Raw genomic sequence first — 24,190 nt, 5'->3', positions numbered from 1 at the left:
GCCCAAAGGCAATCGGACATCACGCAATTAGCGAATCTTTTCACGTTTGCCGTTTCACGTTTCACGTCGTCTTAAGCGAGTACGGTTATCAACGATTTTATTATTGCTCCAAGTTTTACACCTTCAAGAATACGGCTTTCAGAACCGCCATGTTGTAAAATTGATTGTTCGTGCGAAGTAATGCACATTTCACAACCATTTATTGATGAAACAACCAGGCTCACCAGTTCAAAAAACTCTTTACCCAAAACAGGGTTCATCATAATGCTCATTTTTATACCAGCAGGCGTATTGGTATAAAAATCCTTATTCATAAAATGGCGGAAGCGGTAGAATACATTGTTCGCGTTCATCAAAGATGTACACGAAACTATCTCTGCCAGTTCAGCCTCGTTGGCGCCAGCTTCCTGGGCCTGCGCGCGAAAAGAATCTTTCAGCAGATCGAATTTTTCATTTACCGCAACTGCATAGGCCAGTAACAACGCTTCCTTTTTATTCAGGTATTGCGTGTTGTTCAGCACATTGCTCACATTGATCTTCAGGTCCTTTATATATTTCGATTCAGCTACCAACAATTGTTGTGCAGTGGCAGAAGGCGTATACTCAGGTATTTGCAGATCATTTAACAGGTTGCTAAAAGTTTCATTCTGTATTGCTATTCCCTGGCTCATGTTAAATACGTTTGTTTAAAATTAAGGACCGGATAAAAGAACATAGTTCACGAGGGTTATTTTGCACATTACCACTCTTTAGTAATGTCTTTTTAACCGGTCCTTACCACGTAGTTTTGTTACGCTATAAAAATTAGTTCATGCTTAATGCAGTGGTCAATGTTTCCTGACCTTTTTGCCAGTTGCAAGGACACAGTTCGTCTGTTTGCAGGGCATCCAGTACACGAACAACTTCCTGTACGTTACGGCCAACATTCAGGTCATATACACTTACCCAGCGTACAATACCTTGTGGGTCTATGATGAAGGTAGCGCGGTAAGCGATCTTCTCTTCAGAATCAAGAATACCCAGTTCTTCAGCCAGTGATTTAGAAGTATCGGCCAGCATAGGGAATTTCAGGTCTTTCAAATCGTTGTGATCTCTTCTCCATGCTGCATGCACAAATTCTGAATCGGTTGAAGCGCCTATCAAAATGGCATCTCTGTCAGTAAATTCGCTGTGTTTTTTGTTGAACTCCGCTATTTCAGTAGGACACACGAAAGTGAAATCTTTCGGCCACCAGAACATTACTGTCCATTTTCCTTTTGAAGTGGCGTACTCATTTGTTAATTCCATGAATTCTTTGCCTTTCTCAATAGATACAACCGCTTTCTTCTTAAATGCCGGGAACTGAGTTCCGATAGACAACACTTTGTTACTCATATTATGATTTAAAATTTTTAGAATGCTAATCGCCAAACGCACTAATATTTCGGCTAATGCTTAAGCATTATGCTTTGAACTTTCAGGAAAATGGCAGGAAAACAATCGTGATGCCCGTTAATGGGCTATGGTTGAGTGACGCAAAGATGCCAAAAAATGATATAGATTTTTATAGTATTATTCTATAATCAGATAGATTTTATCTATAATCGTATCGAGTACTATAATGCCTTCATCGGTATCGTTCAAATGCCCCAATAATTCTCCTTTACTGTTCCAGGCAGCAGATCTGCCACCGCAAAGCCCATCTTCACACATTCCCACACTATTGCTCATTAAAACGGTCATCCCGTATTTACTGGCAGTTTCACTTAGGCTTGCCCACGCTTTTTCCACACCTTTTACTGTTTTGGCCACACTGGCTACATATAGCTCAGCACCGGACTTGCGGGCATTTGCCGAATGTTCATGAACAGATATCTCATAACAAATAGCCAGGGCAATGGGTGTATTATTAATTATTAAGCCTTGTAAATTTTCACCACTTACAAAAAAGGGTTCTTCATCGGCATGCAAATACATTTTTGAGTTGGCCTGCCGTGGTTTATTGGGCTGAAACAAAACCATGGTAATATGAATACCGGATTCAGCATTTGTTGGTACGCCCACACCAATGGTGATCTGCTTTTCGTTGCTTAATTGTTGAAGAACTTCAAAGCGGCTGTCGTTAATACCGGTAGCTAGTTCTTTGGCAAGTGAGGGTTCATACCCGGTCAACGACAGTTCGGGGAAAATAATAATATCAGCACCATTATCGGCGGCGCGTGTGGCCAGGGTTATATGGTTTTTAATATTACCTTCAATATCCCCGGTAAGTGGTTTTGTTTGCGCTACTGCTATTTTCATTGGATAAGCTTTAATTTATAAGGATAATTATTTTTTAGGTTGTAGCTTTTTTATCACCTTTTCTACCCGCGCCCGTTTTGTTTCTTTTTCAATTTCTGCAAGCCGTGCCGATAGCGTTTGTATAAAAACAGCTTTGTTATTTTCATTTATAACCGGCAATGCATTTTCTGCATACATAGGCAATTGATTGGTGGGGCATAATTTCAATCGCTCCAGTAACAGCTTAAATGCATCTTCAGTACATTTTTTTACAGCCGCCAGTTTTATTAAAATTCCCACACAATGGTCATTGGTAATTACCGACCCCTTATCGGCCACAGCCACGATCGTTGGCAATGCGTTATACACAGCATCGGGTTTTTCATTGGTTATAGCATGCAGGGCCGTCATGGCGCCCCATTGCATGCGATTGTTCTTACTGCTCAAAAGCTCTATAAAACTATTAACATGGTTTGCCACCAATATAGGCTTTAGAGTAGCGATCTCATATAACACTTTTATACAATCGCTTTGTACGTCTTTACTTTTATTGCTTAGGTTATCAACCAGTTCCTGCACCGCTTTTTTATCATTGTTGCCGGCAATTTCAGCGGCCAGCTCCTGGTTTGGCACTTCATCTCTTCTACCAAGCGAAGACGCCAGTTTATTAATAACACCCATATTGCTCAATTTACGAATTCCTTTTAGCAGCAGGCCGGGTGCCGCTGTAGGTTTTTCCCACTGTAATAGGCAATTTTTACTGGCAATCACAGTTTTATATAAAATTTTTACCATCCCGGGCCTTGCGGGGGTGTATGGAATTATTTGACAATTGTCGATTGCCAATTGCCCATTGATTCCGACCTTCGCACGGCTAAATCACAGTATCTTTTAAAAATCATTTAGCGTAAGCATATGAAGTTCAGAAACTTTAAAATGGTCGATTATGTAATATACGGCCACGGCAGTTTTAACCAGCTCGATGAAATTTTAGCTCCACATAGAAAAGGCGATGCGCCCATGATCTTCCTAGTAGATCATTTTTTTGAAAACGGCGCCACCACCGGCGACGGCAAATCGCTTGTAAGCCGCATTCCTTTACGTGGTAAGGACAAAGTGATCTTTGCAGATGTTACATATGAACCAAAAACAACTCAGGTTGATAAACTGGCAAAACAATTAAAAGATGAGTTTGGCACCGTGAGCGGTATTATTGGCATAGGCGGCGGCTCAACCCTCGACCTGGCCAAAGCGGTTTCTTTAATGATGACCAATACTGGTTCTTCGGCCGACTATCAGGGCTGGGACCTGGTAAAAGTTGCCGGCGTTTACAAAGTGGGTATCCCTACTTTAAGTGGAACCGGTGCTGAGGTTTCACGTACCACAGTTCTTACCGGCCCTACCCGTAAACTGGGTATGAACTCTGATTTCACCCCTTTTAGCCAGATCGTTCTTGACCCCGAATTAATAGCCAACGCACCCGTTAACCAGCGTTTTTATACAGGTATGGATTGCTATATCCATTGTATTGAAAGCCTGCAAGGCACTTACCTGAACGAGTTCAGCAAATCGTATGGCGAAAAAGCATTGCAATTATGCCAGCACATTTTTCTTGAAAAAGATAACTGGGACGCTGAGTGCGACGAAAAACTGATGATGGCATCTTTTGCCGGCGGTATGAGCATCGCTTATTCACAGGTAGGCGTTGCACACGCTGTAAGTTATGGCTTAAGTTATTTGCTGGGCACCAAACATGGTATTGGTAATTGTATTGTTATGAACCATCTTGAACCTTACTACCCGGAAGGCGTAGCTGAGTTTAAAAGAATGGTTGAGAAAAATAATATCGATATTCCTGTTGGTATTTGTAAAGGTCTTTCCGACGAACAGTTCGATACAATGATCAATGTATCACTGGGCATGAAACCGTTATGGGAAAATGCATTGGGTAAAGACTGGGAAAAAATTATGACCCGCGAAAAATTACGCGCCTTGTACGAGAAGCTGTAATTAATAATTATATAATCACAACGGTAATATTTTACGAGAACGGAGTTGCAATTTGTAACTCCGTTTTTGTTTTATAGGCAGTATTTGCGTTGGGCATTAAGCGTTACGCCTTCGGTCTTTTTCAGTAAATTCACATAAAACCTGTTATATGAAAAAAATCATTCTTGGTGTTTGCCTGCTAATGGCAGGTTCTGCCTGGGCGCAGGATAAATATGTCCCCACTATTAAACAAGGTACAAAACTGGCTTACTCAGCTTTTTTAAATGGTCAAACTTTTCCCTGTACTTTTTCTTTTGATTCTGTTGCTACCGGTTTTCTTAAAATGGGTTGGAATGTTGAAGGTTTTGGTGGCGGCACCTGGGTTATGAAAAGCAAATCGCTGGAAAGCGGGTTGAAAGGTTTTTGGGACCAGCCTTCGCCCGGCACCGAGCAGGTACTGGCAGATGACCAAACTGCCATTGTATTTTCAAAAGCCCAATGGGACCAATTACAAAAAGATAAAAAGATAGATCTGGACAATCAAAGCTTTAGCGTTAAAACCCCTAACGAGCAACAGCAATTAAAGATAACGGGTAAACCAGTTGATGCCTTTTTTGTAGAAAATGCTGCCGGATCTACCCGAATTTGGATCCTTAACAATGCGGCCTTTCCTGTAATGCTAAAAATTGAAGGAAATAGCCTGGGCGCCGACCTCACCATTAACTCCGTAGAATAATTATTATAATTGTATGCTTTTTGCAGCAGTTACTCTTTGCCATTAACAAGTCAATTAGTGGCAAAGGGTATTGTATTTCAGTATTTTTAGCCATTTTTGTTATATGAGTCCTCAGAAATACCTGCGTTATTTAATGTTGCCATCCCTGTTCGGCACAGCCCGAACCAAGGAAATATTGCAGGTTAATCCTACCATTGTTCCCACACGTGAAGAAGCCAAGGATGTAAAGATCTCTGTATATGAGTACAACGCTGCTACCATACAGGAGTATAACGTTGAAACCGTATCGGAGTGTTTACATTGTAAGGATACTGACTATATCAGCTGGATCAATATTGATGGGTTACGAAAGACCGATGTGGAAGCCATTTGTAACGGGTACGATATTCACCCACTGGTAATAGAGGATATATTAAGTATTAACCAACGTCCGAAGATGGACGAAGTTGATAACATACTTTTCTGCCTGCTGAATATGCTTTATTTCAACGAGGAGAAAAGTTCGGTTGAATCAGAGCAAATAAGTATCATTTTGGGCAAAAATTTTGTGCTCTCTTTTCAGGAAGATGCCCAACGGGATGTGTTCAATCCAGTAAGAACAAGACTAAAAATAACTAACGCCAAGATCAGGCAACGTGGCGCCGATTACCTGTGTTATTCACTTCTTGATATGATTGTTGATAACTACTTTATTGTAATGGAAAAAGTAGGAGAACAAATTGAGTTGCTCGAAGAGGAAGTGATCCGCAGCAGCAATACCCGTTCATTGGCCCGTATTAACAAACTGCGTAAAGAACTGATCGTATTAAAAAGAAATTTTGCGCCGGTGCGCGATCTGCTGAATGGCATTATTCGTAGCGAAAGCGATTTGTTGGAAGACCGCCACACAAAATATTATAAAGACGTATACGATCACATTGTGCAGGCCTTTGACTTAAGTGAAAACTACCGCGATATTATAATGAGTATGCAGGACCTGTATATAAACAATGTGAACCTGCGTATGAATGAGGTTATGAAGGTAATGGCCATCGTTACCTGCTTAATGGCTCCTGCTACAGTAATAGGCGGCATCTTTGGGATGAATTTTGATAAGATCCCCTACCTGCATAATGATTGGGGATTTTTTATTGCTGTAGGGCTAATGTTATTAATACCGTTGTGGATGCTACGGCTTTTCAGAAAAAGAGGATGGTTTTAACAAGAAACCCGTTAATATATTGAGGGCAAGTTGTAAATTCAGCAACACAACCAAAAAACGAACACATGCCCTCGAATCGCCGCCATTTTTTAAAACAATTGGGTGGACTGGCAGCCGGCTTTGGCGCCGCTTCCACCGGATTATCTTTTATTACTTCTACTAACGACAATATTCAAACAAATGCTCATACGTTAGCTAACGATGTAGCAGCACCGCCGTTGTTCTTTACCATTTCACTTGCCCAATGGTCATTGCACAAAAAGCTTTGGGCAAAGGAAATGGATAATCTCGATTTTCCCTCAGTAGCCAAAAATACCTATGGTATAAGTGTAGTGGAATATGTGAACCAGTTCTTCAAAGACAAGGCAAAAGATGAGAAATACCTTGCCGAACTTTTAAAACGTTGCAATGATAATGGAGTAAAAAATCACCTGATCATGTGCGATGGTGAAGGTGAGCTGGGCGACCTGGATGATAAAAAAAGATTACAGGCTGTGGAAAACCATTACAAATGGGTTGATGCCGCCAAATTTTTGGGTTGTTCAACCATTCGCGTAAATGCATTTGGTGTGGGCACCAGTGAAGATGTGCAAAAAGCCGCCATCGATGGCCTGGGCAGGCTTGGCGAATATGCCGCCAAAACCGGCATTAATGTAATTGTGGAAAACCATGGTGGTTATACGTCAAACGGGGAATGGCTGGCCAAAGTAATGAAAACAGTGAACAAAAAAAATGTAGGTACGCTACCCGACTTTGGTAATTTCTGTATCAAGCGTGAAGGTGGCGCCATGTGGGGCGCTAAATGTATTGAAGAATATGATCGCTATAAAGGCGTTGCCGAAATGATGCCTTATGCGAAAGGCGTTAGCGCCAAAACCCACGATTTTGATGAAGAAGGAAATTGCATAGAAACCGATTATGCAAGAATGCTAAAAGTAGTAAAAGCCGCCGGCTTTAAAGGTTATATGGGTATAGAATACGAAGGCGACAAGTTAAGTGAAGAAGAAGGGATCAGGAAAACAAAGGCTTTGCTTGAACGTGTTGGGGCTGCTTTGAAATAAGAGCAAAAATTCCAAGAACCAAATCTCAAGATCCAAATAAATTCCAAAATACAAATCCCGGTTCCAATAAGGAGTCTGGGATTTGTATTTTTATGCGTTACAGGTTGCAACAAAAATTATAATTATTCCTACCAAAAATAACACACCAAATAGCGTCAGTTTTTTTTGTAATTGAAACTTCCAAAGGTCCTTATCATCCATGTATTATGATTTGTAGTTTTTGATATTTGGTATTTATGCTTTTATTATTTGGATATTGTGATTTGAAATTTGTGATTTTTCTTCTAGTAACTGGTTTCATCCAATTTTACTTTTCCCTTAAAGGTCCAAAATACAAATGAAGTATAGGTAGCTACCAGTGGAGTACCTATAAGAGCAATTATCAATAGTATCTTCATTGTTTTGGCTGAGGCAGCAGCATTTTGAATTGTTATGCTGTTATCAGGATTAGTTCTTGAATACAATAAATAAGGAAACACCTCCAGGGCCACCATTATTAACAATAATGAAATGGTTACCGATGAACTAATGAATGCATAACGGTATTTTCCAATCTTCAATTGTCGTGGAATATTTGCAATGGCCAATACCATCAATACAGGTATAATAAATGATGTAGGATGTTCCCTGAAAAAATCACCCAAATGCGGTACATATAATAATGTGTATAACGTGGTGATCACAAAACTCAGCACAAAGAATATGATGAACTGCCGGGCCAGTATATATAATTTAGTATACAGGCGATTCTCCGTTTTCATAACTAAATAAATAGCGCCATGCATCATAAACAACGCCAGTGTTGTTATGGCCACCATTATAGAAAAGAAATTAAAGAACGAAAGCCAGTCGCCGTTGAATTCTTTTTGTTCGTTCAATGATATACCTAACGCTACATTCCCAAGCATTAACCCCAGCGATAAGGATATTATTATGGAAGCCACGCAATACACAATGTCCCATGTTTTGCGCCATAATAAACCGGGTTCTTTGCTTCGAAATTCAATTGCAACACCACGAAAGATCAACCCAACCAGGAAGATCATGAATGGAACATAAAAAGCAGAAAAAATTGCGGCATATGCTACAGGGAATCCGGCAAACAAAGCGCCACCACCAATAACCAGCCATACTTCATTACCATCCCACACAGGGCCAATGGCATTAAGCGCAATACGCCGGCTTAATTCTTTATTCAATAAAAGGTGTAATGCCCCGGCGCCCAAATCGAACCCATCGAGTATTGCATAACCACTTATCACCGCACCGAAAACCAAATACCACCAAACGTTATAATCGAGTCCTAAGAATGTTTCCATTGTAAATTCATTTATGGTTTATAAAACGGTACTAATGAGCGGGAGCTGCATTTTGCCCGTTTGAGTGGTCAAGAATGGGGTTATCTCGCTTGCTGCCTTCATCAATATCTTCTTTGGTACCATAATCCACAGGGCCATGTTGAATTTTTTTGTTCAGCAAATAAAGGAACAATACTAATAACAACATATACACAACGGTAAACAGTATAAGTGAAAACACCACCTGGTTAGCAGTCACTGTTTTCGACAATGCATCGGAAGTTTTCAACAAACCATATACTACCCAGGGTTGTCGTCCCATTTCTGCAGCAAACCAACCGGTTTGATTGGCAATTTGCGGACCCAGCACTGCCCAAACAAACACCCACATCAACCATCGTTTTTCAAACAGTTTATTTTTAAAGGCCAGCCATGATGCATAAAGCGTTAGTGCAATCATAAACATACCGATACCAATCATGATATGATAGAACTGGAATATGGTATTTACCTGTGAGGGTCGTTCATCGGGCTTAAAAGCATTGAGACCTTTTACCGGTTTTTTAAAATCGAATTGAGTTAGAAATGATAAACCACCGGGAATTTTTATACCGGTAACTTTTTGGTTCTTGTTATCAACATATCCCAATAAAAACATATCGGCCACGGCCATGCTATCATAGTGACCTTCGAGCGCAGCTAGTTTTGCCGGCTGATGTTTATAAACTACATCAGCACTTCTATGACCCGCGAATAATTGTAACAGTGAAAATACAGTTGCGGCCACCAGGGCTATTTTGAAAGATGGTTTTGCAATTTCAAGGTGTTTGCCTTTTAAAATATACCAGGCATTTACACTCAGCACTAAAAATATCCCCGCTAAAAAAGCTGCTATCCACACGTGTATTAACCGGTCAACACTGGAGGGGTTAAATACCATGGCCCAAAAATCTGTGATCTCGGCCCGGGCTTCCATGCCACTGCCAACAATATGATAACCGGCCGGGGTTTGTTGCCAGGAGTTGGCTACTACAATCCAAATGGCTGAGAACATAGAACCAAGAAATACCATGACGGTGGAAAAGAAGTGAACTTTTGAACTTACGCGGTTCCAACCAAAAATAAGAATACCTAAAAAGCCCGATTCCAGTGCAAAAGCAAAAATACCTTCAGCCGCCAGAGCACTGCCAAAAATATCGCCCACATACTTCGAATACGTAGCCCAGTTGGTACCAAACTCAAATTCCATAATAATACCGGTAGCTACACCAATACCAAAAATCAGAGCAAAGATCTTGATCCAGAAACGGGTTATCTGTTCATACATTTTATTGCCGGTCTTCAGGTACAAACCCTCAAAAACCACAAGCAATAAACCAAGTCCAATGCTTAGGGGTGGATAAATGTAATGGAAGGCGATAGTAAATGCGAATTGGATCCGTGCTAGTATTTCAACGTCCATGGTGGCCGGTTTTGGTTTCTATATAATTAAGCTACGCAAGTAATATATATGCCATGTTCCTTGCTCCCTCCCAATAAATCGAAAGGACCGGAGGGAGGCCTCAAAAAAAAAGCCGACGCATTGGCATCGGCTTTCGTTAGTTATTTCTTTTTATAGATGGGAACAGTGCTGCAAGGTTCGCCATACATAAGGCTTTTAGCTACCGGCATTAATTTTTTTGTAATAGCCAGGTAAGCAAACTCTCCTATCGGAATATCTCCACACCCTTTAACAACGATCCTTTTATCAACAAACGGTTCCGTATCTATAGCATCTATATTACGTACAAAAAGTTGTTGACGGGCAGTTTGTTCATCGCCAAAGATCACATCTTTTGCAACCGGCTGCAGGTACGAACCAACCAGCATATATGCCCACATGGGAATAATAGCATCGGCCGTACAGGTAACTGCTACCACTTTATTTTGATAGGCACTCCAATCGTTATTTTGTAATGCTGCACGGAATTCTTTTTCCTTTAGGATCAATTCCATGAACAAGTGCGGCTTAAGGTCAAAGACCACAATTTCTTCAGCAGGATAATAGCTTTCCAGGTCGAGGGTGACCAGTTGGCTCTGTGCTATCTTATTTACAATTTCTTCACTCATAATACTCATTTTCACGCTACGAACACAAAGGTAAGTAGGATTTAGTTAAGTAGTTAACAAGTTGACGAGTTAACATATTGACAAATAAGATAGAAATTTCCTCTATAAAAAGCAAATGGGGCTGATAAGTTTCCTTATCAACCCCACTTAATATGTTAATCTATTGACTAGAAGAACTTAATTCTGTTATCCTTAATGGTAGCGGCTTTTTTCAGGGTTTCAATTGCTCTGTATCCTGTCATAGCACCCATTTGTTGTTGAAGGTTTGCCTGTTGCGCCTTCACATCGAAGTTCGGGTTAGGGGCAGCAGAAACGTTATCAACTTTAATAACAAATACGCCAATTTCACCTTTTATAGCAGGAGAGATTTTTGTTTGATACTCTTTATTGAAAGAAGCACCCAACACTTTCATTTCATTACCCACATTTGGAATAAATGTGCTATTGAAAGTTACACTGTCAGCTCTCAATACCTGTTGACCGGTAGCTTGTGCTACAGCATCCAAAGTAGCGGCACTGCCAATTTTTTTGGTAATGATTTCAGCTTTTTTATTGTTTTTGATCTTATACTCAACTAAAGGACGTGCTTTTTCAACCGACATGGTTCCTTTTTCCGAAACCTTAGCAACAGCAGGAACAACATATTTATCACCTACCAAATATGCATGTTCGGCAACAGTTCCTTTTTTAGCTTCATTGAATGCCCAGCGAACGATTTCGCGCGATTCACCTAATCCCATGATCATGTAATCAGATTCTTTCACATCGGCTGATAATACATTCAACTTTCTTTTTTGAGCGTTTGCTTCAAAATCTTTCGGGTTGCGGCTCTCAGCTGCAAATTGAGCTGCTGTACCACTGGCGGTATTTACTGTTTCATCGCTAGGTACAACCGGGCGACTGAGGTAAGCCAGTTTGTATGCAGTTTCAACTTTTTTCTGGCTCAGCACTTCTATATAATGGTATCCGCTGTATGAACCGTTTTCAACTTTTACAACTTTCTTATCGCCGGTGTTACCGTAGAAGATCACTTCAGCAAATTCTTTGCTGAGGGTAGAAAATTGCATAGAACCGAATTCGTACTCACCACCTTTTTCTTTGCTACCGGCATCATCGCTGTATTTAACAACCATGCTGTCGAAGCTGGCTCCACCGCTGATAGCAAGTTGAATGCTATCGATTAATTTTTTAGCAGCGCTGTCGGTTCTGGTCTGACCTTGCTGATCGGCAATTTTTATAAGAATGTGACGGCTTTTCACGCTATCGGGCATGCTACGACGACCAACCATTTTGGCCAGGGTATAGTTACCACCATCGAGGTAAGGACCAAACACGGCGCCATCGGCTAGTTTGCGTAAAGTATCGGCATTGGCCATTTGCATATGGCTGCTCAATACATAACCATCAAAGAATGGAGTTTCGCTTGAATTGTTTGCCAGTACATTTTGAACATCGGCAGTAGTAGCGGCATTTGCCAAAGCATCTTTTGCGTTAGCTACTGTATTATATACAGCCTGACTATCTTTTGAGTTTGGTGCAGCATCAAAAGTTACATACACCAGGCTACGTTCATTTTCCTGTTTGTAAGTTTCTTTGTGTGCATTCACATATTCCTGCACATCTTCGTCAGTTACTTTAATAGTAGAATCTGAGATGCTTGAATAAGGAACGTTCACATATGAAATAGAAGCACGTTGGCTGTTCTCAGTATTTGCTTTTTCGAGCAACCATTTTGGAACATACATGCTTTTTCCAATGAGAGATGTGAATTTCTCACGCTGACGGCTTTTTTCCAGTGCAGGAACAAATTCACCCCAGAAGCTATTATATTGAGGCGAGCCTTTTTTCAATGACTTGATAGCCTGGTAAGCCATCTGTGCATTGAACTGACCGGTTGAATCGGTAAACTGTTGTCTTAACATTTGAGGCGGGTTGGCACCATATAATAGATCGCCTACTTCTTTGTCAGATACTGTAATGCCGAGTTTTTCATACTCGCTGCCCATCAACGCGTCTTCTACATACTCGTTCCACAGGCTTTCACGGATTTGGTTGCGCAACTGATCGTTAACGGGGTAATTCTGTGCGCGGTAGTTTTCTTCGGCCATTTTGTAGCGTTGCTCAAAATCGCGAACGTCGATACTGGTACCATTAACTTTTCCCAGGGTAGTAGAGTTACCGCTAAACAATCCGCGGCTACCACCTTGAAGGGCGTCTTGTACGATAAAGGCGATAAGGGCTAACGCAATCGCGCCGATGATAATCCACGCTGCTTTGTCGCGGATGGTTTGAATAACTGACATATTATAGGTATACCTCTTTTTGTAAGGATGGCAAAAATAGGAGAAAAAAGTTTATGAACAAACTGTGGAAAACCATTCAAAACCAGCATCGAGTAAAGGTTCTACCATTCACAGCCATGTGAACAACCTCCATTTTTTTAATATGAATACGAATCGTGGAACGGTGCCGTGAAAACACTACAAACAGGGGGTACTGTATAACCCTAAAAACCTGTGGATAACCCCGTTTTTTGCACTTTGCTTTTGGTGGATAGTTGGCCGATAAGTTTTGATGAATACTTTTCCCTACCCCCCGGTGTATAAAAACCCTTAGTTATTCAACATCCATTAACAGACTTTTTATGTGTGAACACCGTTCTATTTTTCCCGGCCTTTTTTAATCCACTGCCGTGGAAAACTGCCTAAAACCTAAGCCAGGTAACAATTGTTTAATGTTGAAAGAAAGTGGAAAACCGTGGATAACCATGTTGTTGTAACTTTACCAAATTTCTTGAAAGTCATTTTATCCACGAATCCACAGGCGTAATAATAATAGGTATTTTATAAAAAAAAGAAATTAATATAAATACTATGGTAGATATCCACCTTGCTGACGCAAAAAAAAATTTGATGAAGGCCGGGTTCCTCGACATTGAAATTGACCCCACGCTCGATTTGTTTCATGAGATAGAGCGGTTGAAAAAAGAAAAAAATGCCATCCTGCTCGCGCACTATTACCAGGAGCCCGATATTCAGGATGTGGCCGATTACATTGGGGATAGTTTGGGGTTGGCGCAAAAAGCCCAAAACACCGATGCCGACATCATCGTTTTTGCCGGGGTGCATTTTATGGCTGAAACTGCCAAGATCCTGAACCCAAACAAAAAAGTGCTGCTGCCCGATCTCAACGCAGGTTGTTCACTGGCCGATAGCGCACCGGCCGACCAATTCAGAAAATTCAAAGAGAAACATCCCGATCATATCGTGATCTCGTACATCAACTGTACGGCCGACATCAAAGCACTGAGCGACATCATCGTTACATCGAGCAATGCCGAAAAGATCGTTGAAAGTGTACCGCCCGATCAAAAGATCATTTTTGCGCCCGACAAAAACCTGGGTGCATACCTGGTGAAAAAAACAGGCCGCGATATGGTTTTGTGGAATGGCGCCTGTATGGTTCACGAAATTTTCAGTTTGGAAAAGATCACAAAGCTGAAGACCCGTCACCCAAATGCGAAATTCATTGCTCACCCGGAGTGTGAAGAACCAGTACTCAGGCTGGCCGATTACATTGGGTCAACAACTGGTTTGCTGAAATACACCCAGCAGAGTGATGCAACTGAATTCATTGTTGCCACCGAAACCGGCATTTTGCACCAGATGCAAAAAGCCAGTCCAAACAAGACATTCATTCCCGCGCCACCGAATAACAGCTGCGCCTGCAATGATTGTCCACACATGAAACTCAATACGTTGGAAAAGCTGTACCTGTGCATGGAGTATGAAACTCCCGAGATCCAGATGGAAGAAGAATTGCGCAAGGCAGCCAGGAAACCAATTGACAGAATGTTGGAAATAAGTGCGAGATATGGTTTGTAGGTCCTAAGTTCACCCACATTTACGAACGAAATAGTTGAAATTGGCAGTTTGTCCCCAAAATACCGGGAATGAATTGCCAATTTTGCTTTTTGGAGAAAGTAGGTATTGGTTTTGAACACTATAGCTCGTAAATTAGTGGATAAACCTGTGGATAACCTATTAATAAGGCCGTATTTCAACACAATGGCTGTTAGGGAAGCTGTTTTCGGTCACATCAGTTTCCTGGAATAAGCTTTAAAACTATATTTGCTCCATGGCAGAAGATTTGAGCATTGTGCAGGGCACAAAAGAAGAAAAGTATCAGTCAGTAATTCCCCAAATAAAAGCTTTAGTAGAAGGCGAGCCCGACCTGGTTGCCAACCTGGCTAACATAGTTGCTGCGTTAATGGAACAATTCGGTTGGTTGTGGGTAGGGTTCTACCTCGTGAAAGAAAATCAATTAGTACTGGCTCCATTTCAGGGACCGGTTGCCTGCACACGTATCAGAAAAGGGAGAGGCGTTTGTGGAACCAGTTGGGAAAAAGCCGTAACGGTCATAGTTCCAGACGTTGAAAAATTTCCCGGACATATTGCCTGCAGCAGTAAGTCACGATCAGAGATTGTTGTTCCAATTATTCGTGGCAACAAAGTAATGGGTGTATTGGATGTGGATAGTGATCAGCTGGCTGCATTCGACGAAACAGATAAACATTTTCTTGAAGAGATTGTAGATCTGATCATTTTTGAGTAGTACTCAAATACCTTGTCATATGAAAAGAAGAAAATTTATTGAGAATGCGGCACTGTCTTCAACCGCTTTGCTTCTTGGTCAATCTGCATTAGCTGATGCTGGTAAAGCAGTAAAGAAAGAACTGTACGAATGGCGGGAGTATGAAATTAAGTTTAGGGGCAGTGTGGCTACATTGCATGAATATCTTGAGAAAGCACTCATTCCTGCATTAAATAAATACGGAGTTAAAACAGTCGGTGTTTTTAATGAGATCGGCAAAACGGAGCCGGCAAAAATATATGTGCTGATCGCTTATCCGTCTTTTGAAGAATATCTTTCAATAAATGCGAGCATCAAAAAAGATAATGCCTATTTGAAAAGCAGTGATAACTGGAATAAAGTTCCTGCCGACAAGCCGGTGTATAACAGGATCACCACTTCTTTGTCTTTGGCTTTTGATGGATATCCCACAATAACAGCTCCGGTTAAAGAACCACGAATTTTCGAATTAAGAACTTATGAAGGTTACAGTGAAGATGCTGTGGCTCGTAAAGTGAAAATGTTTAATGAAGAAGAGTTTCCTATTTTTTATAGAACCAACCTGACACCGGTATTTTTTGGTGAAGTGTTGGCCGGTCCAAATTTACCTTGCCTTACATATATGATCACGTTTAAGAATATGGAGGAGCGCGATAAGAACTGGGCAGCTTTTGGCGCCGATGCCGACTGGAAGAAAGTTTCTAACGATCCGAAGTATGCGAATACGGTATCGAACATACGAAGAACATTTCTTGAACCACTTCCCTACTCACAGGTTTAGCTACTAATATAATCTTCACTTTTTATTGGCAGTGCTATTTTCTTAAGGCTACACAATAGTTGTAAATTAGGAAAAGGCGAATTAAAGAAAGGCAGATGATAATTTGATATGGTATTTAAGCTGAGGGATAATATTATTAATATTAATAATGAGTCATCTTTTATGATCTTTCTTCATCTTATTGAAATTATTATTTATATAATTGGTATAACACATCGCAAGCAATTGAAGAATGGCGATAGCCCAAGTTTGGCAGAGATCTTTAGAAACAGAAGGCAGCAAAAGATCTCTACCAATATGAGCTAGGAATTATCTTCCCATATACACCATTAATATTTGAACGTCACTAGGGTTCACTCCACTTATTCTGCTAGCCTGGCCCAATGTGCGTGGTTTTATTTTTTTGAATTTCTGTAATGCTTCAGCAGAAAGCGAAACTATTCGGTTGTAGTCGAAGTTGTCAGGAATAATTAGATCTTCCAGCTGATTCATTCTTTTTACTAGTTCTTTTTCTTTTTCTATATATACATTGTACTTGATCTGAATATCGGCTTGTTCAATGATCTCATCTGTGAAACCGGTTAATGCCTGTTTAATTTTTGGCAAACCGGCAATCATTGACTCAAGTGAAATATTTGGACGAAGCAAAAGCTGAATTGCTTTTTGTTTTTCTTTAATTGGAGCTGAATTATTTTCTGCCAGATATCCATCGGCTTCAGAAGGTTCCAGAGAGATCTCTTTCAGAATATTTTTAATTTTTTCTACGCCATCTTTTTTGCTGATCACTTTATCCATTCTTTCCTGCGATGCCAGGCCAAGTCGATAACTTAATTCGGTAAGACGTATGTCGGCGTTATCCTGACGGAGTATTGTTCTGAACTCAGCACGACTGGTGAACATACGATATGGTTCTTCAGTTCCTTTGCTTATGAGATCATCTATAAGAACGCCGATGTAAGCATCGCTTCTTTTTAAAATAACCGGGTCAAGCGCTTTTGCTTTTTGATGAGCATTGATGCCGGCCATCAGACCCTGACAAGCGGCTTCTTCATAACCGGTGGTTCCGTTAATTTGTCCGGCAAAGAATAGATTACTGATCAACTGTGTTTCCAGCGAATGTTTCAATTGTGTTGGTGGAAAGTAATCGTATTCGATGGCATAGCCTGGGCGGAAAACCCGCACATTTTCAAAACCAGCCACCTGACGTAAAGCTGCAATTTGAACTTCTTCAGGGAGTGAAGTAGAAAAGCCGTTTACATAGATCTCGATTGTATTCCAGCCTTCGGGTTCAACAAAGAGCTGGTGTCTTTCGCGTTCTGCAAAACGGTTGATCTTATCTTCAATACTTGGGCAATATCTTGGTCCGGTTCCTTCAATTCTTCCGGCATACATTGGACTTCTGTCGAATCCCGTTTTCAGAATATCGTGAACTTTTTGACTTGTATAAGTGATCCAACAGCTGCGTTGTTCAACTGGTTTATTAGTATCGGTGAATGAAAAGCCAACTACTTCATCATCCCCTTTTTGTTCTTCCATTTTGCTGTAGTCGAGACTGCGGCCATCAATACGAGGAGGTGTTCCTGTTTTTAGGCGGTCGCTTTCAAAGCCGAGTTCAACCAGTTGTTCGGTAATACCGGTGGCTGCTTTTTCAGCAACCCGGCCACCGCCGAATTGTTTTTCACCAATATGTATGATACCGTTAAGGAAGGTACCACTGGTTATAACAACTGCTTTTGATTTTATTTCATGACCTAAACCGGTGATTACACCACATGCACGACCGTCTTTTATTATGAGCGACCGAACCATGTCCTGATAAAAGTCAACATTGGGCGTTTTCTCCAACATTTCCCGCCAGGTGGCTGCAAATAACATGCGGTCATTTTGTGCCCGGGGGCTCCACATGGCCGGACCTTTTGAAAGGTTGAGCATGCGAAACTGGATCATACTTATGTCGGTGACAATACCAGAGTAACCACCCATAGCATCAATTTCACGAACAATTTGTCCTTTTGCAATACCACCCATGGCTGGGTTACAACTCATTTGGGCAATGGTTTGCATGTTCATAGTTACTAAAAGAACTTTTGAACCAAGGTTGGCGGCTGCAGCGGCTGCTTCGCAACCGGCATGACCTGCCCCTACAACTATTATATCGTATTCTGGAAACATGATGCAAAATTACATGATGGCTGTGAACGGGTAAAAAGAGAAAGGAATAGCTAAGGGTTATTTAGGAGGATATTGGGTTTCTTTATGAGTGTTTTTGCTATTTATTATTTGGCCAGGCCCGTATTGAAAAGGAATAGTTAGGTAGATATAGTTTGAATGACCCCTTATACTTAGCCATTCAGGAGGAAGAAGAAGGGGATGTTTTAGGTTCTTCCTTTTAGGAAATGGGTTCTTTTTTCCTGCTTTAAGTACCCGGTGGATCTTCATTTTGAAGGGAGAGTCTTTAAATCTTTCACTGGTAGGGCTAAGTCCTTCTATGCTTTTTGGTCGACGTTTTAATTGTTGGTTTTTAGGATTAGTTTTACAGGTGATTATTACCTTGATGTTCCGAAATGTAAGGGAAGTGGAGAATGAAATTGTTAGGCCTTATTGCAAGGAAGTAACCTTTAGAGGGATATAGTTAATTGCTTCCGTCAGGTGCTTTATGAAATGAATGGTTACTTTGTTTTGCTTGGTTATGCTCCTCGGTGTATGAGTTAAAGGAATAGTTCTCCTCCTGCATCCTTCCCTTCTTTTTGAGTAAAGAGTATTAACATAGTGCTTCGAGGTATTTAAAGTGATTTCGAAGATTCATTCTTTACCCCGATAGGTAGTATCCTATTTCTCCCCTACCCTTTAATTTATTAGTGCTTTCTTTAAAGCCTTCAATACTTCTTTTACCGTGGAGTCATCATAAGTACCCGTTGTTTCACACACATTTCCACGCTCATGTTCCACGTGGAACCAAGAGGTTGTTATCTATTTGCTTGCCTCCCCTTTGTTTACCCTTACCTTATTAAGATAGTGGATACTACAGAAGTGTATTTCCTCCTGGCAAGTACTTGTTATGGATAAGGAAGTTATGGAAAGATTGGATTTATCTAACCTGGTTAATGGCAAGTGACAAGGTCATTTTGAAGTATTTAAACTATAGTCCTTTTGAACTTACGTCTTCTACTTTGAGCCTTGGCTTTATGACTAACCCTTTATTGAGCTTCCGATGTGTTGTATTCCCTGGGGTTTGTCTACATGTATATCTTATGTCCTTACCTATTCAAGTCTTTAACCCTTTCTTTTAACTCCTCTCTTTTGGAGTATCTTTCCCTGTTCTTGGTTGCTGTTTTTTATATGTAAATGTTCATGTGCTTGCTAATACCCTTTTGACCCTTTATTGAATCCTTACTATATCTCCTTAACCCTCCTTTGCAAGTACATGTTTGTATTTGGGCAATGAAGGTTGGCCTTGACTCCTTCTCTTATCTGAGGTTTTGGCGAAAACTTCCCTCCTTACTTGATTATAGGTAACAGGTTCATGTACCAGTTGGCGATGTTCGGTGTTTGACTAGAGCCTTTTCGCCCTTTATTTATTCCTTGCCATATCTCCATGACCCCTCCTTTACGAGTACATGTTTGTTATAAGACAACGGAGTTTGACCCTGACTCCGTCTCTCATCTTATATTTGGCTATACGCTTTCCTCCTTACCTGATTATTTAAGTACAGGTTCATGTACCTGTTAGCGATGTTTGGTATTTGGTTAGAGCCTTTACGCCCTTTATTTATTCCTTTCTACATATCCTTTGGCTTCCTTTACAAGTCCATGTTTGTATTAGGGCAATGATGGTAGGCCTTAACTCCTTCTCCTATCTTAGGTTTTTGGCCTATACTCTCTCCTTTCTTAATTCTTTAGGTACGGGTTCATGTACTCGGTATCCATATTCGTATTTGACTAGAGCCTTTTCGTCCTTTGATTACTTGCTATATCAATGATGGTAAGCCTTGCTCCTTTTACTCTGTAGCCCTATTACCTTGCCTTGTTATCTATCAGACTTTGCCTTGTTGGTTTACTTTAAAGTGCGCTATTTCTATACTGTGCTTATAACCAAGGCTCGGTCTAATTCCTCTATCCCTTTTTCTTTTATGAGATAGACCTATATGTTTGGGTGTATTAATGGTAGGCTAAGTATTTCCCTACTGTACCCCTTTTTCCTTAAATCTCGGTACATAACGATAGGCTTTTACGGACAACCTATATTGAGAATCTTTCATTCTATAGCGGGGCCTTTCCTGCCATTGCCTACTTATTTAAACAAGGGAATAGTTAACCAGGAACAAGGTTCCCTCCTAGTAATTGATCCCTTAGCCTATAACTACCTTACCCAGGGTATTTTAAGAGGAGTTATTTACTGGTAGGTATAAGGATTATAGTCTTCCCCAGTAATATCTGGCTTCCGTTTGGGTAGTCTCTTCTTCCTGAATATTTACAGGAACGTACCTGTGTTTTATTGGTTTCTTTTATTTTGATACTGGTAAGGGTGAATGAATCATTGCTTTCTAAACTAGACCTATTATTTTAAAGTGGGCAACTAGTAGGAGGAGACTTCTGTACAACCCTTACCTATTTCGTTATCGAGGTGAATTTTTGTTTTATATGAGAGATTATGGGAAGATTGTTTAAACAGGTAGGTTCTTTATGAACCTGACTTTTGTATATACCCAATTTATATTGAAGAGATACTCCAATGTATCAAATAGTGCTTGCAGTAAAAGAGGAGTAACAAGTACTGTGGTCCGCCTTGATAAACATTCAGACGGCAGACCCTTTATCTAATCTAAGAAGCCATAAATAGAAAGTTTATTTTCATACCAGTAAAGAAGGGGGATCTTCTCCCCCGTAATTTGTTTTGCAAGACCTACTTCTTGAAGACGTAATTTATTTCCTGTGTAACAGTTCGCGTTCCACGTGGAACACGCTATTTGACTTTTGATAAGTAGTAGTGTAGATATTTGTCCTCAGCCTTTCTCATAAGGACTTGGTCTTTCTCAGTCTTGTCTTTAAGACCACACAGGTGCAATGCACCATGAAAGATCACTCTTAATAGTTCATGTTTGAAGGATACCTCATAGTTCTGGGCATTATCCCTAACCCGGTCAATACTGATATAGATTTCACCGATAACTGAGTTGGGCTTTTCTGAAAGGTCGAAGGTGATGATATCGGTATAGTAGTTATGTTTTAGGTGTTGTTTATTTATCTCTAAAAGGTATTCATCTGAACAGAAGATGTATTGAAGTTGTTCCAATTTAGTCTTCTCCTTTTTAAAGATATCCCTTACAACTTCTTTAACCAGGGTACGCTGGGTAAAAGAAACGGGTAACATGTAATGAAAATGAATGGGGGGAGTTGTGTTATTCTTTTGCATTTTTCGAAATTCGTAACAGTCATTTATTAATACAAAGCTACATTTGTTGGACTATTCAATTATGAAACGATTATCAGAAATAAGAACAGGAGCTGTTGCCCGGATACTTTCTTTTGAAAACAACGACCTGTTTCTTAAACTAATGGAAATGGGTTGTGTACCGGGAGAGTTGGTTAAGGTAGAACAGGTTGCCCCCCTGGGCGATCCCATCTCAATAACTGTAGCTGGTTATAATCTCAGCCTGCGATTGAATGAAGCCGATAACATTTTTGTAGAAGAACTGGGAATCGCTTAAGCGGTTCCTTTTTCTTTTTGATTTTTCATTTCCTCATCTTGAAGTACTTATCCCAACCCAATGCTTCAGTAATTTATTATCATCTACCACCTGCCTCGTATTGTTTAAATACATGGACTTTTTTCCTCAGCTTCTTTTTCCTTAATTAGTTTACTGCAGCATCACCACATCATCATTCTTCATTTGCTTGTCTCTCTTTATTTCATCTTCTAAGCTTCACTTATATCTTTCCACACTTAGGCTCCCTTCTTTCAACTATTAATCTCTTGCATAATAGAACATTTCTGGTCTTACCAATCTCTCTTCAATCTAAGTGCAAACTTTCTCCTTTCACTATAAATCCATATATCTATCATTCTCCCTCCATTCATCCTCCATTATATAATGGAAGATGAATGGAGGATGAATGGAGGATGAACGAAGAAAAAATGAATAATTAGTGTTGTCATCTATAAGGAATAGACTTAACGCAAGCTTCGTGTTGCAAAGAATGACTTTAGCTAGAATTGAATTTGTGAGTGTCTTTTATTTGCCGATATGCATCTTGCGGAGAGAAAAAATGTGATCGATGGGCAGCCGACTTTAGGGTATGTAATAAGTTTCACCACCTAATGTTGAGATTATAGGTCAGTCTGCATTAAATCAAAAACGCACAACAGTATTCCACAAACAGATTTCATTCGTGCACTTTCTTGCCGGTTCCTCTTCCCGCTTAAATCTGTTTCTTTGCAGTATAATAGGCATCGCACAAACGCGATTTATTCTGGAACTTTAAAAGCGGGGAATTAACAATCAAATGAAAGTCGGACTTTATTTCGGATCGTTCAATCCTATACATCATGGTCATTTGATCATTGCCAATTTCATGTTACAGCATTCTGATCTCGATCAAATATGGCTGGTAGTTTCGCCACAAAATCCGTTCAAACAATCGGCCAGTTTGCTGAGTGCTTATGACCGCTATAACCTGGTGCAGCTGGCTGTAGAAAATGAACCGAAATTAAAAGTTAGCGATATCGAATTCAAATTACCGCAGCCCTCCTACACTGTAAATACACTCACCTATTTACAGGAAAAATATCCTACACATCAGTTCGCTATTATAATGGGAAGCGACAGTTTTGAGAATCTTGCCAAATGGAAAAATTATGAATTCATTCTTCAACACTATCCCATTTTAGTTTACCGGCGCCCGGGTCACGATGTGATCAATAATTTTAAAACAGCAAATATTACAATATTAGATGCACCATTGTTGCAAATATCTGCTACGCATATTCGCAATAATATCCGGCAGGGAAAATCTATTCGTTACCTGGTACCAGATAAAGTAGTGGAAGAAATAGAACGTAATCATTACTATCGATAACTAACAACCGAAAAACCATAACCGAAGTTTTTCATCTGCTGATCATAGTCAATCATTGATTGCAATATTGTGTTGACCTTTTCTATCATTGCCAGGCACCCCATCCGTTACCGCTAATGAATACAGGAAAAATAAATTGAACCTGATCATATTATGAAAAAATACACATTAATTTTGTTCCTGATATTTGGCGCCGATTACCTGTTTGCACAAAAGGTTGATAACCGGTTGCAAAAAAAAATTGAAAGCCTGGTAAAAGATCTACATGGTGATATTGGGGTGTATGTAAAAAATTTGCACACCGGCAAAGTGGCCGCAGTAAATGCCGATTCAATTTTTCCGACCGCCAGTATGGTGAAGGTGACTATACTAATAGGTATTCAGGATAAAATTGAAAAAGGTCAATTGGAATATCATCAGCAACTTGAATACAAAGATTCTTTGCTGTATGCCGGTGAAGACATTTTGGGTTCATTCAAAAGTGGTGAAAAAATAGGACTGCATAAGGTGTTAATGTTAATGCTAACTACCAGCGACAATACCGCCAGTTTGTGGTTACAAAGTTTGGCCGGCACAGGAACAAGAATAAATGAAATACTCGATTCACTCGGAATGGTATATACCCGGATAAATTCCAGAACGCCGGGCCGTGAAGCAAACCGGCTGCAATATGGCTGGGGACAAACCACACCCCGGGAAATGGGAACGCTGATGGAAAAAATTTATCGCGGCGAAGTGATCAGCAAAAAGGCAAGTGAAAAAATGGTGCGCCTGCTTGGGAGAAATTATAATGATGAGCAGGCGATTGCCGAAATTCCGCCGGCCGTATTTGTAGCATCAAAAAATGGTTGTGTAAATGCATCGCGTAGTGAAATATTATTGGTGATGGCTCCAAATGGTCCGTACATATTTTCTGTACAAACCAAAAACCTGCAGGACCAAAGTTGGGACAATTCAAACGAGGCCTGGGTACTCACCCGAAAGCTGAGTGCTTTATGCTGGAATTATTTTGAACCACGTTCGCGCTGGAAACCGGCATTATAAGTC

General features: G+C 40.4%; 21 protein-coding genes. 11 read left to right on the top strand and 10 right to left on the bottom strand.

Annotated elements, in window-relative coordinates:
* Positions 1-71 precede the first annotated feature (71 nt).
* The 4 genes from GGD38_RS17370 to GGD38_RS17355 all read right to left on the bottom strand — a co-directional run bounded on the left by GGD38_RS17370 (position 72) and on the right by GGD38_RS17355 (position 2,940).
* The gene (locus GGD38_RS17370; protein ID WP_375297519.1) at positions 72-671 is read right to left on the bottom strand and encodes a carboxymuconolactone decarboxylase family protein; all 600 of its coding nucleotides are present in this window, start codon (positions 669-671) and stop codon (positions 72-74) included.
* Positions 672-804: 133 nt separating this feature from the next.
* Positions 805-1,374 (bottom strand): peroxiredoxin, encoded by a 570-nt coding sequence (locus GGD38_RS17365; protein ID WP_375297518.1) that lies wholly within the window; start codon positions 1,372-1,374, stop codon positions 805-807.
* Between the two features lie 177 nt (positions 1,375-1,551).
* On the bottom strand, positions 1,552-2,280 hold the full coding sequence (locus GGD38_RS17360; RefSeq protein ID WP_375297517.1) for a carbon-nitrogen hydrolase family protein: 729 nt from the start codon (positions 2,278-2,280) through the stop codon (positions 1,552-1,554).
* A 27-nt stretch (positions 2,281-2,307) separates the two neighbouring features.
* Positions 2,308-2,940 (bottom strand): hypothetical protein, encoded by a 633-nt coding sequence (locus GGD38_RS17355; protein ID WP_375297516.1) that lies wholly within the window; start codon positions 2,938-2,940, stop codon positions 2,308-2,310.
* Positions 2,941-3,174: 234 nt separating this feature from the next.
* Between GGD38_RS17355 and GGD38_RS17350 the strand changes: the two genes are divergently transcribed.
* From GGD38_RS17350 to GGD38_RS17335, 4 genes are all read left to right on the top strand, one after another.
* Positions 3,175-4,269, top strand: a complete 1,095-nt coding sequence (locus GGD38_RS17350; protein WP_375297515.1) for an iron-containing alcohol dehydrogenase family protein — start codon at positions 3,175-3,177, stop codon at positions 4,267-4,269.
* Positions 4,270-4,417: 148 nt separating this feature from the next.
* Positions 4,418-4,984 carry a hypothetical protein gene (locus GGD38_RS17345; protein ID WP_375297514.1) on the top strand — a complete coding sequence of 189 codons (567 nt, stop codon included), beginning with the start codon at positions 4,418-4,420 and terminating at the stop codon, positions 4,982-4,984.
* A 103-nt stretch (positions 4,985-5,087) separates the two neighbouring features.
* Complete coding sequence (corA, locus tag GGD38_RS17340) at positions 5,088-6,185, top strand: magnesium/cobalt transporter CorA (protein WP_375297513.1); 1,098 nt, start codon at positions 5,088-5,090, stop codon at positions 6,183-6,185.
* Positions 6,186-6,250: 65 nt separating this feature from the next.
* Positions 6,251-7,246, top strand: a complete 996-nt coding sequence (locus GGD38_RS17335; protein WP_375297512.1) for a sugar phosphate isomerase/epimerase family protein — start codon at positions 6,251-6,253, stop codon at positions 7,244-7,246.
* A 284-nt stretch (positions 7,247-7,530) separates the two neighbouring features.
* Here GGD38_RS17335 and cydB read toward each other — a convergent pair whose 3' ends face one another.
* From cydB to GGD38_RS17315, 4 genes are all read right to left on the bottom strand, one after another.
* The gene (cydB, locus tag GGD38_RS17330; RefSeq protein ID WP_375297511.1) at positions 7,531-8,565 is read right to left on the bottom strand and encodes a cytochrome d ubiquinol oxidase subunit II; all 1,035 of its coding nucleotides are present in this window, start codon (positions 8,563-8,565) and stop codon (positions 7,531-7,533) included.
* Between the two features lie 31 nt (positions 8,566-8,596).
* Positions 8,597-10,006, bottom strand: coding sequence for a cytochrome ubiquinol oxidase subunit I (locus tag GGD38_RS17325; RefSeq protein ID WP_375297510.1), 1,410 nt, complete (start codon positions 10,004-10,006; stop codon positions 8,597-8,599).
* A gap of 140 nt (positions 10,007-10,146) precedes the next feature.
* Entirely contained in the window at positions 10,147-10,653 is a 507-nt protein-coding gene (locus GGD38_RS17320; protein WP_375297509.1) for a DUF2480 family protein, read from the bottom strand.
* A gap of 167 nt (positions 10,654-10,820) precedes the next feature.
* A complete protein-coding gene (locus tag GGD38_RS17315; protein ID WP_375297508.1) occupies positions 10,821-12,956 on the bottom strand; it encodes a peptidylprolyl isomerase in 2,136 nt (711 codons plus the stop codon).
* Between the two features lie 609 nt (positions 12,957-13,565).
* Between GGD38_RS17315 and nadA the strand changes: the two genes are divergently transcribed.
* The 4 genes from nadA (at position 13,566) to GGD38_RS17295 (ending at position 16,372) form a co-directional block, all read left to right on the top strand.
* Positions 13,566-14,537 carry a quinolinate synthase NadA gene (nadA, locus tag GGD38_RS17310; protein WP_375297507.1) on the top strand — a complete coding sequence of 324 codons (972 nt, stop codon included), beginning with the start codon at positions 13,566-13,568 and terminating at the stop codon, positions 14,535-14,537.
* A gap of 253 nt (positions 14,538-14,790) precedes the next feature.
* The gene (locus GGD38_RS17305) at positions 14,791-15,267 is read left to right on the top strand and encodes a GAF domain-containing protein (protein WP_375297506.1); all 477 of its coding nucleotides are present in this window, start codon (positions 14,791-14,793) and stop codon (positions 15,265-15,267) included.
* 19 nt (positions 15,268-15,286) lie between these two features.
* Positions 15,287-16,066: an NIPSNAP family protein gene (locus GGD38_RS17300; RefSeq protein WP_375297505.1), complete on the top strand. Its 780-nt coding sequence runs from the start codon at positions 15,287-15,289 to the stop codon at positions 16,064-16,066.
* Between the two features lie 108 nt (positions 16,067-16,174).
* The gene (locus GGD38_RS17295; RefSeq protein WP_375297504.1) at positions 16,175-16,372 is read left to right on the top strand and encodes a hypothetical protein; all 198 of its coding nucleotides are present in this window, start codon (positions 16,175-16,177) and stop codon (positions 16,370-16,372) included.
* Between the two features lie 3 nt (positions 16,373-16,375).
* On the opposite strand, the gene mnmG is transcribed toward GGD38_RS17295, so the two are convergent.
* On the bottom strand, positions 16,376-18,238 hold the full coding sequence (mnmG, locus tag GGD38_RS17290; protein ID WP_375297503.1) for a tRNA uridine-5-carboxymethylaminomethyl(34) synthesis enzyme MnmG: 1,863 nt from the start codon (positions 18,236-18,238) through the stop codon (positions 16,376-16,378).
* Between the two features lie 2,791 nt (positions 18,239-21,029).
* Complete coding sequence (gene ybeY, locus GGD38_RS17285; protein ID WP_375297502.1) at positions 21,030-21,479, bottom strand: rRNA maturation RNase YbeY; 450 nt, start codon at positions 21,477-21,479, stop codon at positions 21,030-21,032.
* 61 nt (positions 21,480-21,540) lie between these two features.
* Here ybeY and GGD38_RS17280 point away from each other — a divergent pair, with 61 nt between their 5' ends.
* The 3 genes from GGD38_RS17280 to GGD38_RS17270 all read left to right on the top strand — a co-directional run bounded on the left by GGD38_RS17280 (position 21,541) and on the right by GGD38_RS17270 (position 24,187).
* Entirely contained in the window at positions 21,541-21,774 is a 234-nt protein-coding gene (locus tag GGD38_RS17280; protein ID WP_132555098.1) for a FeoA family protein, read from the top strand.
* Between the two features lie 796 nt (positions 21,775-22,570).
* Entirely contained in the window at positions 22,571-23,143 is a 573-nt protein-coding gene (gene nadD, locus GGD38_RS17275; protein WP_375297501.1) for a nicotinate (nicotinamide) nucleotide adenylyltransferase, read from the top strand.
* 153 nt (positions 23,144-23,296) lie between these two features.
* Positions 23,297-24,187, top strand: coding sequence for a serine hydrolase (locus GGD38_RS17270; RefSeq protein WP_375297500.1), 891 nt, complete (start codon positions 23,297-23,299; stop codon positions 24,185-24,187).
* The last annotated feature ends 3 nt before the right edge of the window (positions 24,188-24,190 follow it).

The sequence above is a fragment of the Niastella sp. OAS944 genome, from assembly GCA_024809215.1.
GTDB lineage: Bacteria > Bacteroidota > Bacteroidia > Chitinophagales > Chitinophagaceae > Niastella.
This window is presented reverse-complemented; position numbering and strand designations above follow the sequence as displayed.

Bases quoted from the DNA above. Each gene is read 5' to 3' on its own strand.
- GGD38_RS17270 (WP_375297500.1), top strand. From the start codon at position 23,297: ATGAAAAAATACACATTAATTTTGTTCCTGATATTTGGCGCCGATTAC.
- GGD38_RS17325 (WP_375297510.1), bottom strand. From the start codon at position 10,006: ATGGACGTTGAAATACTAGCACGGATCCAATTCGCATTTACTATCGCC.
- GGD38_RS17315 (WP_375297508.1), bottom strand. From the start codon at position 12,956: ATGTCAGTTATTCAAACCATCCGCGACAAAGCAGCGTGGATTATCATC.
- nadA (WP_375297507.1), top strand. From the start codon at position 13,566: ATGAAGGCCGGGTTCCTCGACATTGAAATTGACCCCACGCTCGATTTG.
- ybeY (WP_375297502.1), bottom strand. From the start codon at position 21,479: ATGCAAAAGAATAACACAACTCCCCCCATTCATTTTCATTACATGTTA.
- mnmG (WP_375297503.1), bottom strand. From the start codon at position 18,238: ATGTTTCCAGAATACGATATAATAGTTGTAGGGGCAGGTCATGCCGGT.
- cydB (WP_375297511.1), bottom strand. From the start codon at position 8,565: ATGGAAACATTCTTAGGACTCGATTATAACGTTTGGTGGTATTTGGTT.
- GGD38_RS17355 (WP_375297516.1), bottom strand. From the start codon at position 2,940: ATGGGTGTTATTAATAAACTGGCGTCTTCGCTTGGTAGAAGAGATGAA.
- corA (WP_375297513.1), top strand. From the start codon at position 5,088: ATGAGTCCTCAGAAATACCTGCGTTATTTAATGTTGCCATCCCTGTTC.
- GGD38_RS17350 (WP_375297515.1), top strand. From the start codon at position 3,175: ATGAAGTTCAGAAACTTTAAAATGGTCGATTATGTAATATACGGCCAC.
- GGD38_RS17305 (WP_375297506.1), top strand. From the start codon at position 14,791: ATGGCAGAAGATTTGAGCATTGTGCAGGGCACAAAAGAAGAAAAGTAT.
- GGD38_RS17370 (WP_375297519.1), bottom strand. From the start codon at position 671: ATGAGCCAGGGAATAGCAATACAGAATGAAACTTTTAGCAACCTGTTA.
- GGD38_RS17320 (WP_375297509.1), bottom strand. From the start codon at position 10,653: ATGAGTGAAGAAATTGTAAATAAGATAGCACAGAGCCAACTGGTCACC.
- GGD38_RS17280 (WP_132555098.1), top strand. From the start codon at position 21,541: ATGAAACGATTATCAGAAATAAGAACAGGAGCTGTTGCCCGGATACTT.
- GGD38_RS17365 (WP_375297518.1), bottom strand. From the start codon at position 1,374: ATGAGTAACAAAGTGTTGTCTATCGGAACTCAGTTCCCGGCATTTAAG.
- GGD38_RS17335 (WP_375297512.1), top strand. From the start codon at position 6,251: ATGCCCTCGAATCGCCGCCATTTTTTAAAACAATTGGGTGGACTGGCA.
- GGD38_RS17300 (WP_375297505.1), top strand. From the start codon at position 15,287: ATGAAAAGAAGAAAATTTATTGAGAATGCGGCACTGTCTTCAACCGCT.
- nadD (WP_375297501.1), top strand. From the start codon at position 22,571: ATGAAAGTCGGACTTTATTTCGGATCGTTCAATCCTATACATCATGGT.
- GGD38_RS17360 (WP_375297517.1), bottom strand. From the start codon at position 2,280: ATGAAAATAGCAGTAGCGCAAACAAAACCACTTACCGGGGATATTGAA.
- GGD38_RS17345 (WP_375297514.1), top strand. From the start codon at position 4,418: ATGAAAAAAATCATTCTTGGTGTTTGCCTGCTAATGGCAGGTTCTGCC.
- GGD38_RS17295 (WP_375297504.1), top strand. From the start codon at position 16,175: ATGGTATTTAAGCTGAGGGATAATATTATTAATATTAATAATGAGTCA.